At 71.5% G+C, this 10,014-nt stretch carries 12 protein-coding genes; 9 read left to right on the top strand and 3 right to left on the bottom strand.

Annotation, left to right across the window (positions count from 1 at the left end; translation table 11 throughout):
• Nucleotides 1-101: 101 nt before the first annotated feature.
• On the bottom strand, nt 102-1,223 hold the full coding sequence (gene serC, locus VHW64_RS09305; protein WP_329650260.1) for a phosphoserine transaminase: 1,122 nt from the start codon (nt 1,221-1,223) through the stop codon (nt 102-104).
• A gap of 111 nt (nt 1,224-1,334) precedes the next feature.
• Between serC and VHW64_RS09300 the strand changes: the two genes are divergently transcribed.
• Nucleotides 1,335-1,820 (top strand): GNAT family N-acetyltransferase, encoded by a 486-nt coding sequence (locus tag VHW64_RS09300; protein ID WP_329650259.1) that lies wholly within the window; start codon nt 1,335-1,337, stop codon nt 1,818-1,820.
• Here the strand turns inward: VHW64_RS09300 and VHW64_RS09295 are convergent.
• Nucleotides 1,799-2,230 carry a hypothetical protein gene (locus VHW64_RS09295; RefSeq protein ID WP_329650258.1) on the bottom strand — a complete coding sequence of 144 codons (432 nt, stop codon included), beginning with the start codon at nt 2,228-2,230 and terminating at the stop codon, nt 1,799-1,801. The genes VHW64_RS09300 and VHW64_RS09295 overlap by 22 nt on opposite strands.
• 356 nt (nt 2,231-2,586) lie before the next feature.
• Here VHW64_RS09295 and VHW64_RS09290 point away from each other — a divergent pair, with 356 nt between their 5' ends.
• Genes VHW64_RS09290 through VHW64_RS09275 form a run of 4 tightly spaced genes read left to right on the top strand, consistent with a single transcriptional unit; the run spans nt 2,587 to nt 5,097 of the window.
• Nucleotides 2,587-2,961: a WXG100 family type VII secretion target gene (locus VHW64_RS09290; protein ID WP_329650257.1), complete on the top strand. Its 375-nt coding sequence runs from the start codon at nt 2,587-2,589 to the stop codon at nt 2,959-2,961.
• Between the two features lie 8 nt (nt 2,962-2,969).
• Nucleotides 2,970-3,263, top strand: a complete 294-nt coding sequence (locus VHW64_RS09285) for a WXG100 family type VII secretion target (protein WP_329650256.1) — start codon at nt 2,970-2,972, stop codon at nt 3,261-3,263.
• The gene (locus VHW64_RS09280; protein WP_329650255.1) at nt 3,260-4,543 is read left to right on the top strand and encodes a hypothetical protein; all 1,284 of its coding nucleotides are present in this window, start codon (nt 3,260-3,262) and stop codon (nt 4,541-4,543) included. The genes VHW64_RS09285 and VHW64_RS09280 overlap by 4 nt, the downstream gene beginning before the upstream one ends.
• Nucleotides 4,540-5,097: a hypothetical protein gene (locus VHW64_RS09275; RefSeq protein ID WP_329650254.1), complete on the top strand. Its 558-nt coding sequence runs from the start codon at nt 4,540-4,542 to the stop codon at nt 5,095-5,097. Before VHW64_RS09280 ends, VHW64_RS09275 begins: the two co-directional genes overlap by 4 nt.
• On the opposite strand, the gene VHW64_RS09270 is transcribed toward VHW64_RS09275, so the two are convergent.
• Complete coding sequence (locus tag VHW64_RS09270) at nt 5,045-6,157, bottom strand: citrate synthase 2 (RefSeq protein WP_329650253.1); 1,113 nt, start codon at nt 6,155-6,157, stop codon at nt 5,045-5,047. The two genes, VHW64_RS09275 and VHW64_RS09270, sit on opposite strands and share 53 nt — an antisense overlap.
• A gap of 97 nt (nt 6,158-6,254) precedes the next feature.
• On the opposite strand from VHW64_RS09270, the gene pdxH reads away from it, so the two are divergent.
• The 4 genes from pdxH to VHW64_RS09250 form a co-directional block, all read left to right on the top strand.
• Nucleotides 6,255-6,893 carry a pyridoxamine 5'-phosphate oxidase gene (gene pdxH, locus VHW64_RS09265; protein ID WP_329650252.1) on the top strand — a complete coding sequence of 213 codons (639 nt, stop codon included), beginning with the start codon at nt 6,255-6,257 and terminating at the stop codon, nt 6,891-6,893.
• Between the two features lie 46 nt (nt 6,894-6,939).
• Complete coding sequence (locus VHW64_RS09260) at nt 6,940-8,043, top strand: hypothetical protein (protein WP_329650251.1); 1,104 nt, start codon at nt 6,940-6,942, stop codon at nt 8,041-8,043.
• Between the two features lie 55 nt (nt 8,044-8,098).
• A complete protein-coding gene (locus VHW64_RS09255; RefSeq protein WP_329650250.1) occupies nt 8,099-8,716 on the top strand; it encodes a helix-turn-helix domain-containing protein in 618 nt (205 codons plus the stop codon).
• A 3-nt stretch (nt 8,717-8,719) separates the two neighbouring features.
• Nucleotides 8,720-10,014, top strand: a 1,295-nt coding sequence (locus VHW64_RS09250) for an ABC transporter ATP-binding protein (RefSeq protein ID WP_329650249.1), incomplete at its 3' end; no start/stop codon positions are given.

The following is a 10,014-nucleotide window of genomic DNA, read 5'->3' as shown; positions in this document are numbered from 1 at the left end:
CGAGTTGGCCCGGGAGGGCCAAACTCGACGGGTCGAAAGGCGCATCTCACTGGGTCAGAACTCGCCACTCAACAGGTCAGAACTCACCACTCAACGAGGGGTCAGAGGTGCTCGACGACGTAGTCCACGCAGGCGGTGAGGGCCTCGACGTCGGCGGGGTCGATGGCGGGGTACATCGCGATCCGCAGCTGGTTGCGGCCGAGCTTGCGGTAGGGCTCGGTGTCGACGATGCCGTTGGCCCGCAGGGTGGCGGCGATGGCCGAGGCGTCGATGGACTCGTCGAAGTCGACGTTGCCGATGACCAGCGAGCGGTGCCCGGGGTCGGTGACGTACGGAGTCGTGTACGACGTCTTCTCCGCCCAGCCGTAGAGAGCGTCGGATGACGCCGTCGTACGCTCGACCATCCCCGCGAGGCCGCCCTGGGCGTTCATCCAGTCCAGCTGCTCGGCCATCAGGATGAAGGTCGCGATCGAGGGGGTGTTGTAGGTCTGGTTCTGTCGCGAGTTGTCGATCGCGGTCACCAGGTCGAGGAACGCCGGGACGTAGCGGCCGCCGTCCTTGATCTCCTGCGCCCGGGCCACGGCGGCCGGCGAGAGCAGCGCGACGTACAGACCGCCGTCGGAGGCGAAGCACTTCTGCGGCGCGAAGTAGTAGACGTCGGTCTCGGCCAGGTCGACCGGGAGGCCACCGGCCCCGGAGGTGGCGTCGATGAGGACCAGCGCGTCGTCGTCGGCGCCGGCCACGCGGTGCACGGGGGCCATCACCGTGGTCGAGGTCTCGTTGTGGGGCCAGGCGTAGACGTCGACCCCTTCCTCGGCGACGGCAGCAGGGAGGGCGCCGGGGTCGCTCTTGCGCACGGTCGGCTCGTCGAGCCACGGCGCGGCCTCGGCCGCCGCGGCGAACTTCGAGGAGAACTCCCCGAAGGACAGGTGCTGGCTCTTGCGGCGGACCAGGCCGTACGTCGCGACGTCCCAGAACGCCGTCGCCCCGCCGTTGCCGAAGACGACGTCGTAGCCGTCGGGCACGTCGAAGAACGTCGTGAAGCCCTCCTTGACGCGGCCCACCAGGCCGCGGACGGGCGCCTGCCGGTGCGACGTACCCATCAGGGACGTGCCGGTGGCGGCCAGGGCGTCGAGGTGGCTGGTCTGGATCTTCGACGGCCCCGCTCCGAACCGGCCGTCGGCCGGCTTGAGATCGGCGGGGATCGAGATGGCGTCGTTCATGGGCGACCTTCCGGTTCGAGGGGGCGTCTGCCAGACGACGCTGTCGGCCCTGGCTATTGTGTCAGCGCCCTCGACGCAGGGGCACGGGAGGACACCAGATGAGCGCCGCGCGTGCCCGCTGACCTGCACATCGAGCTGCTCCCGGTCGGCCATCCCGACGCCCAGCTGCTGGTCGAGGCCGTCCAGCAGGAGTACGTCGTCCGCTACGGCGGGCGCGACGTGACGCCGATGCGTGCCTCGGAGCTGGAGCCGCCGTGGGGAGCCTTCTACGTCGGCTACCACGACGGCCGCGCCGTGATGACCGGGGCCTGGCGGTTTCGCGACGACGTCAGCCGGCTCGGGTCGTCGACGCCTGCCGAGGTCAAGCGGATGTACGTCGCGCCCGAGGCCCGCAGACGGGGCTTGGCTCGGGTGATGCTCACCCATCTCGAGGCCACGGCGGGAGCGGCGGGCGCCGACGTGATGATCCTCGAGACCGGCGCCGCACAGCCCGAGGCGATGGCGCTCTACGAGGCCTGCGGCTACGTGCGGGTCGAGCCGTTCGGCCACTACCGCGACTCAGACCAGAACCGCTGCTACGGCCGCACGCTGCCCTGAGCCGCGCTCCACCGCTGCTCGGCTCGGTACCCGCGACCCGCGAGGACGAGGACGAGGACGAGGACGAGGACGAGGACGAGGACCGGCACCAGCAGCAGCACGTTGCTGGCGAGCTTCGTGGCCAGCGCGACGTCGCCCAGCGGCGTCGCCAGGAAGGCCGGTCCTCCGATCGAGAGCAGGTCGCCGACCAGGGTCGCGACGACGTGTCGGCCGTCCCCGCCGGATCGCGCGGACCAGCGGGCCGTCACCACCAGCCAGACCGCGATCGCGAGGGCGGCACCCACGGTTGACGGCCAGTCGGTCGGCACGACGTTGCGGCCCGTCAGCAGCAGCGCCGTGACCGCGCCGACGACCCAGGGCGGGGAGACGGTCCCCGAGTGGACCTGCGGGCGGCGCCGGGTCAGGGCCACTCCGACGAGCAGGAGTACGGCGACGAGGGTGCCGCACAGCTCGGACGGGGAGAGGCGGGGCGAAGAAGAGGATGCCGAACACGAGCGCGACGACGTTGCCGATGAGGTACTCCGCCGTGACGAGCGCGACCAGCAGCACCAGGACGACCGGCGGGGACCCGGACTCTGCTCGCCAGCCTGCTGCGCACCCGGTCGAGGCTAGGGACGAGTCGTCCTCGGCGGCATCGGGCCCGGGTCGACCCCGATGCGACGAAAGTCGCCGGTAGGCCACCCTCGGGTCGGGCCTGTGGATGACGCCCGCGCGGACCGAGCGGGAGGTGGCAGGCTGGCGCCCGGTCGAAACAGGGGGGTCTCGGGTGACCGTTCACAGTGCTGCTCCGACGGCTGGTCGGACGACGGTTCAGCTGGGTGGTGGGCCGGGGCGGCTCGCCATCGACGAGCCGGCGTTCGAGCGTGCTCGACGCGATGTCGTCGAGGCGCACGACGCGGTCGAGCGGGGGCGGCGCGCGCTGTCGGGCCAGGCGCGGGAGCTGTTCGCAGACGGATGGCGGGGTCCCGCTGCGCGGGAGTACGCGCGGGCGTGGGAGGAGTGGGAGAGCGGTGCCGGTCAGATGGTCGGTGCCTTGCTCGCCCTCTCGACCGCGATGGCCGTGGCGGGTGCCGAGCTCGTCGGGGCGGACTCGGCGGTCGCGGCGCAGAGCGGCCGACTCCATGCCCGGCTCGACGGCTGAGCAGGACGATGGAGTACACCGCAGACCTGGAGCGGATCGGTGCCCACGTGGAGAGCGCGCGCGCCTTCGCGGACCGGCTCGATCGGACCTCGGAACGACTGCGCGCGAGCGTGTCCGCCCTGCACCTCACCTGGACCGGCCAGGCGGCCGAAGCGCACCGGGTGGCCCACGACCAGTGGTCCCGGGGCGAGCGGGAGCTGCGGGAGGCGCTCGACGCGATGGCGGCGGCCGCCGAGCGTGCCCAGGGGCACTATCGCGCCGCCGCGCTCGCCAACGACGAGATGTGGGGTCCGCTGGCATGAGGCTCGACGTCGACACCGGCGCCTACGCCTCGGCGACGGACGTGCTGGCCGATGCCAACCACGGGGTCACCGAGGGGGTGGCGCGGCTGGCCGCGGCGCTCGACCGCTGTGGCGGTATGAGCGGCACCGACTCGGGCGGCCGTGAGTGGGCCGAGAGCTACGACCGGGTCGCCAGCGACCTCGTGCGGGCGGGCGCCGACCTGGGCGGGTCGATGGGCGCCATGGCCAACCTCCTCGACGCCGGCCAGGCCAACCACGCCGGCGCCGACTTCTCCTCCTGTCTTGCCCCGGGCGTGGTCGGCGGTGAGCCGGGCAAGACCTCGCGGGTGACCGAGCGTCTCTCGCCGGCTGCCGTGCCCTCGGCGTTCGGCGGGGTCGGCGGCGAGCCCGAGGCGTGGAGGTGGCTGGCCGCGCACCTGGAGGGTCTGCTCTGGCCCGACGCCGACGCCGGGCGCATGCAGGCGGCGGGCGCCGCCTGGACGAGCGTCGCGGGTCAGCTCGACGGCTGGTCGTCGTCCGCGGCCGGCGCGTCGTACCTCATGGCTGGCCAGCGCTCGCCCGAGGTGCCGGTCGCGGTCGCGGCCGCCCGCGAGCTCGGACGGCACGGCGCCGACCTGGCCGTCGCCTGCCGCAACGTCGGCGAGGCCTGCACGTCGTACGCCGAGCAGGTCGACGAGCACCGCGCGGAGGTCCTCGGCATCTGCCGCGAGCTGATGACGTGGACGGCTGTCGACCAGGTCACCGGTGTGGTCCTCAGCTTCGTCACCAGCGGTGGTGCCGAGGCCGCGGCTCAGCTCGTCGAGAGCGGGGTGATGGGCCGGTTCGCCGTGCGCGTCATCGCGGTGCTTCGCCGACTCGTGGAGCTGGCCCGCGTCGCCGCCGAGCTGATGTCGCGAGGACTGGAGACCATCACCCGGGTCCTTGCGCGGCTGAAGACGTTCCTGTCACTGCGTGCCGTCCGAGCCCTGGAGCGGGTGGGGGTCACCATCGTGGGCCGGCGGGCGATGTCCGAGCTGCCGGCCGAGGTGCGGCAGCAGATCGAGGACGCGATCGAGCGATCGCGGGTCCGAAAGATCCGGTTCAGCCGCCACGACGGTGAGGAGTTCGAGAACTGGAACCCCGTCTACCGTCTTCCCGCCGGCGACTACACCGAGTGGACGGCCGCAGCGTCCGGCTCCAGGCGCGGCGCATACCGGGTGCTGATCCGCGGCGACGAGAAGCGTCCGCAGGCCATCTATATCTGGGATCACGTCGGCCCGCCTGTCAGGATTGGTCCATGAGCACCACGTCGTGGTCGATCGCTCCGCACACGGTTCACGTCAACGAGGACCCAGCGGGGGCGGTCGCGCGCGCCCAACGCGATGGCGCGTTGTTCTTCGAGTGGCCCCTGCGGGGGATCCGCAACCTTCACGAACTCGGTGCGTCCGCCCATGAGCTGTTCCAGGTGCCCTACCCGTCGCCCACGTTGAGTGGAATGGTCGACTACGCCTCCGACCTGGAGTGGTTCGAGTCACCCCAGGGCGTGCTGCTCGTCGTAGACGCCGAGGGAGCGCGCGCCAAGGTCGTGCTCGCCGCTGCCTCGACCTTGCCGCCTATCGGCGATCGCTGGCGTGCTCAGGGCAAGCCGTTCGAGGCCTTCCTCAGGGGTGTCGTCGACGTCGCCGCCGTCCTGGGCGAGCTCGAGCGGAGGAACGCGCACCTCGACGAGTTCGGCCGCACCAGCCGGTTCCAGCCCGATACCCACCGGCTCGCCGTCTCCGCGCCCGCTGGGTCGGGGACGCTCACCGACCCCAGGCCGCATCCCATCCTGCGATGGAGTCGGCGGGGCGCGTAGGCGGGCCGATGTAGACCGCGGAGGGCCGGATCAGGCGTCCCGTGCGCTTCTGCTCGAGGATGTGGGCCGACCAGCCGCCGGTGCGGGCGCAGGTGAACATCGAGGTGAACATGGTCGCCGGCACCTGCGCGAAGTCGAGCACGATGGCGGCCCAGAACTCCACGTTCGTCTCCAGCACCCGGTCGGGGCGGCGGGCTCGCAGCTCCGCGAGCGCGGCCTTCTCGAGCGCCTCGGCCACCTCGTAGCGAGGAGCGCCCAGCTCGCGCGCCGTGCGACGCAGCACCCGCGCGCGCGGATCCTCGGCGCGGTAGACCCGGTGGCCGAAGCCCATGAGCCGCTCACCCTTGTCCAGCAGGCTCCTGACGTAACCCTCGGCGTCGCCGGAGCGCTCGACGTCCTGGATCATCCCGAGCACCCGCGAGGGGGCACCGCCGTGCAGAGGTCCGCTCATCGCGCCGATGGCGCCGGAGAACGCCGCCGCGACGTCGGCTCCGGTCGAGGTGATCACGCGTGCGGTGAAGGTCGAGGCGTTCATGCCGTGCTCGGCTGCCGAGCTCCAGTACGCGTCGATCGCGCGGGTGTGCTTCGGGTCGGCCTCGCCGCGCCAGCGGATGAGGAAGCGCTCGGCCAGCGTCGCCCCCTGGTCGACCTCCTGCTGCGTGACGACGGGCCGGCCGAGGCCGCGGGCGGCCTGCGCGGCGTACGACAGCACCATCACGGCCACCCGGGAGAGGTCGAGGCGGGCCTGCTCGTCGGAGTTGTCGTAGGTCTGGCCCATCCCGAGCATCGGCGCCAGCATCGCCACCGACGCCTGGACGTCGGCCCGGACGTCGCCGGTGTGGATCGCGATGTTGTACGGCTCGGCCGGGGGGAGCCCCGGGTCGAACGACCCGTCGACCAGCAGCCCCCAGACCTTCTCGAACGGCACGCGACCGACGATCTCCTCGATGTCCACGCCGCGGTAGCGCAGCGCCGACCCCTCCTTGTCGGGCTCGGCGATCTCGGTCGCAAACGCGAGCACGCCCTCCAGACCCTCGTGTACGACGGGAAGCTCGCTCATGCGATCGATTCTGCACGTCGGCGACACCCGACGCACGGGTGGGGAGGCGTCGTCGCGGTCGACGGGCCCGTGGGATCGCGGTGGTTGGATGGAGGACATGACCGACCGGTACGCCGACCTCCGTCGCGAGTACGCACTCGGCGGCCTGGCCGAGGGCGACCTGGCGGCGGACCCCTTCGAGATGTTCCAGCGCTGGTACCACGACGCGGTGGCCGCCTCGGTGCACGAGCCGAACGCGATGGTCGTCTCCTCGGTCTCGGCCGACGGGCGGCCGTCGTCCCGGCTGGTCCTGCTCAAGGGCTTCTCGCACGCCGGCTGGGTCTTCTTCACCAACCTCGGGTCACGCAAGGGCGTGGAGCTGACGGCGAACCCGCACGTGTCGCTGCTCTTCCCGTGGCACCCGCTGGAGCGCCAGGTCCGCATCGACGGCCGGGCCATCCTCCTGGGGCGCGACGACGTGGAGCAGTACTTCCACACCCGGCCGCGGGGTTCGCAGCTCGGTGCGCAGGCCTCCCACCAGAGTCGCGAGGTCGCGTCCCGCGAGGAGCTGGACGACGCGTGGACGGCCGCCGAGGCGGCGTACCCGGGCGAGGTCCCGGTGCCCGACGAGTGGGGCGGCTTCCGGGTCGAGCCGGAGGCCGTGGAGTTCTGGCAGGGGCGTCCGGGTCGGATGCACGACCGGCTCGTCTACCTTCAGGCGGGCCAGGGCTGGACGACGCGTCGGCTGGCGCCCTGAGCGACGAAGCCAACCCGCGGAGCCTCCCGATCCCTATCGTGAGGGGATGCGCATCGCCCCGCCTCTCGTGACCCTTGCCGTGGTCGCGGCCCTGAGCCCCGCCGTCGCCTCGTCGTACGCCGGTGAGCCGGCCGGTCAGCCGGGCGGGCCCGCCGGCCGGTCCGCGGTGCGCGGGGTCAAGCCGGTCCACGTGCCCAAGGCCGCCCGTGCGGTCGGCACCCGCCATCCCGACCACGTGGTCGGCAAGGGCGTGCCGGCAAGCTGCACGTCGGCGGCCGTGGTCAAGGCCGTCGCGGCCGGCGGCGTCATCACCTTCGACTGCGGCAGTGCCCCGGTCACGATCGCGATGCGTCACACCGCGAAGGTGGTCAACGGCCACCAGACGGCCCATGGGCTGCGCAGCACGCGCCGCGTGGTCATCGACGGCGGGGGCCTGGTCACGCTCAGCGGGATGGGGAGGCGCCGCATCCTCTACCAGGACACCTGCGACCCGCGTCAGGTCTGGACGACGAGCCACTGCCAGAACCAGGCGTTCCCCCGGCTCGTGGTCCAGAACCTCACGCTCGAGGACGGCGACTCCACCGGCAACCACTACGAGGGCGGCGGCGGCGGTGCGGTCTTCGACCGCGGGGGTCGGCTCAAGGTCGTGAGCACGACGTTCCTCGGCAACCGATGCGACCGCACGGGCCCCGACCTGGGCGGAGCCGCGGTGCGGGCGCTCTCGCAGTTCCACGGGCGTCCGGTGTACGTCGTGCACAGCACCTTCCGCGGTGGCCGGTGCAGCAACGGGTCGGGGCTGAGCAGCATCGGCGTCTCCTGGACGGTGCTGAACAGCACCTTCCAGGGCAACCGCGCGACCGGTCGGGGTGCCAACCCGCAGGAGGACGGCACGCCGGGGGGTGGCTCCGGAGGCGCGATCTACACCGACGGCGACACCTACACGGTCCGGGTCGCGGGGACGTTGATGCGGCACAACCACGCCAACGAGGGCGGTGGCGCGATCTTCTACGTGAGCAACGACTCCTCGGGTCGGCTCCACCTGCGCTGGTCGACGCTCGAGGACAACGTCAGCGCCAAGTTCGAGAACCTCCCCGGTATCTACTTCCTGGGCCGGGGCTCCGTCGACGTGCGTCACACCGTCCTGAGATAGCCGATCTCCGAAAACCGGTTGTGAGTGAGTGCTCACTCAGTTACGGTGGGCGGCGATGTCACCTCGAGCCAACGCCATGTCGCCCGACGAGCGCCGCAAGGCGATCGTCCGGGCGCTCGTGCCGCTGCTGGTCGAGCGCGGTGACGAGATCAGCACCCGCGACATCGCGCAGGCAGCGGGCATCGCCGAGGGGACGATCTTCCGGGTCTTCCCCGACAAGGCCCAGCTGATGCTCGCCGCAGCCGAGGAGGCGATCAACCCCGCCGACGGCGAGGCCGACTTCGACCAGGCCATGGAGGGTCTGGACACCCTGCGCGACAAGATCGTCGTCGCCGCCCAGCGGGTGCTCGACCGGATGCGGATGACGATGACGGTGATGTTCGCCGTACGCCGCCACCTCGGCGCCCACGCGGAGCTGCACCGCCACGACAAGAAGCACTTCGGGCCGCCGCAGTTCGTCCTCGACGCGCAGGCCGAGCTGCACCGCCGGCTCACCGGGATCTTCGAGGACCACCGCGACGAGCTGGCCGTGGAGCCCGAGGTCGCCGCGGTCGCCCTCCGCAGCCTCATCTTCGGGGCCAGCCGCCCCGAGCTCGGCCTGGCCCCAGCGCTGCGTGCCGACCAGATCGCCGACCTCCTCCTCTCGGGGGTCGCCAGACGGGGAGTGAACTGACAGATGTTGATCAAGCTCGTCCGCAGGTTCCTCGCGACCTACCGACGTCCACTGGCCGTGGTCGTCGCCCTCCAGTTCGTCGGCACGGTGATGGCTCTCTACCTGCCCAGCCTGAACGCCGACATCATCGACCGCGGCGTGATCACCGGCGACACCGGCTACATCGTGCGGACCGGCGTCGTGATGCTGGGCGTCGCGGTGGTCCAGATCTGCTGCTCGGTGGGCGCCGTGTGGTTCGGCTCGCGCACGGCCATGGGCTTCGGCCGCGACGTCCGGGCGGCGATCTTCCACCGCGTCGGCACCTTCAGCCAGCGCGAGGTGCAGGACTTCGGCGCCCCGAGCCTGATCACTCGCGAGACCAACGACGTCCAGCAGGTGCAGATGCTCGTGCTGATGTCGTGCACGCTGATGGTGATGGCACCGATCATGATGGTCGGCGGCATCGTGATGGCGATCCACGAGGACGTCGGCCTGTCCTGGCTGGTGGCCGTCACCGTGCCGGTGCTGGCGCTGTGCCTGGGCCTGATCATCACCCGGATGGTGCCCAGCTTCCGGCTGATGCAGAAGCGCATCGACGAGGTCAACCGCCTGCTGCGCGAGCAGATCACCGGTGTGCGGGTCGTCCGGGCCTTCGTCCGAGAGCCGCTCGAGACCGAGCGCTTCGCATCGGCCAACGGCGATCTCACCGCCGTAGCCACCCGGGCCGGCCGCTACCAGGCCCTGATGTTCCCCACCGTGATGCTCGTTGCGAACGTCGCCTCCGTGGGGGTGCTGTGGTTCGGTGGCCATCGGGTCGACTCCGGCTCGATGCAGGTGGGCGCGCTGACGGCGTACCTGACGTACCTGATGCAGATCGTGATGTCGGTGATGATGGGCACCTTCATGATGATGATGATCCCGAGGTCGGCGGTCTGCGCTGACCGGGTCATGGAGGTGCTCCACACCACGACGTCGGTGCCCACGCCCGACGACCCCGTCACCGACGCGCCCGAGCCCGGGACGCTGCGGCTGGACGGCGTGGAGTTCAGCTACCCGGGAGCCGATCTGCCGGTGCTGCGCGACCTCTCCTTCGAGGCGACCCCAGGTCAGACCGTCGCGGTGATCGGCTCCACCGGCGCCGGCAAGAGCACGCTGGTCAGCCTCGTGCCGCGGCTGTTCGACGTGACCGAAGGGTCGGTCTCGGTCGGCGGAGTCGACGTACGCCGCCTCGAGACCGAGCGGCTCTGGTCGATGATCGGGCTGGTCCCGCAGAAGGCGTACCTCTTCTCGGGCACGGTCCGCTCCAACCTGCTGCACGG

This window comes from Nocardioides sp. (assembly GCF_036267815.1).
In the GTDB taxonomy this organism is placed as follows: Bacteria; Actinomycetota; Actinomycetes; order Propionibacteriales; family Nocardioidaceae; genus Nocardioides.
The sequence above is the reverse complement of the archived record's forward strand: the minus strand, read 5'-3'. Positions and strand labels throughout refer to the sequence as shown.

Coding starts and splice junctions, on each gene's coding strand:
- serC (WP_329650260.1), bottom strand. CDS start 1,223: ATGAACGACGCCATCTCGATCCCCGCCGATCTCAAGCCGGCCGACGGC.
- VHW64_RS09285 (WP_329650256.1), top strand. CDS start 2,970: ATGGAGTACACCGCAGACCTGGAGCGGATCGGTGCCCACGTGGAGAGC.
- VHW64_RS09280 (WP_329650255.1), top strand. CDS start 3,260: ATGAGGCTCGACGTCGACACCGGCGCCTACGCCTCGGCGACGGACGTG.
- VHW64_RS09275 (WP_329650254.1), top strand. CDS start 4,540: ATGAGCACCACGTCGTGGTCGATCGCTCCGCACACGGTTCACGTCAAC.
- VHW64_RS09270 (WP_329650253.1), bottom strand. CDS start 6,157: ATGAGCGAGCTTCCCGTCGTACACGAGGGTCTGGAGGGCGTGCTCGCG.
- pdxH (WP_329650252.1), top strand. CDS start 6,255: ATGACCGACCGGTACGCCGACCTCCGTCGCGAGTACGCACTCGGCGGC.
- VHW64_RS09260 (WP_329650251.1), top strand. CDS start 6,940: ATGCGCATCGCCCCGCCTCTCGTGACCCTTGCCGTGGTCGCGGCCCTG.
- VHW64_RS09255 (WP_329650250.1), top strand. CDS start 8,099: ATGTCACCTCGAGCCAACGCCATGTCGCCCGACGAGCGCCGCAAGGCG.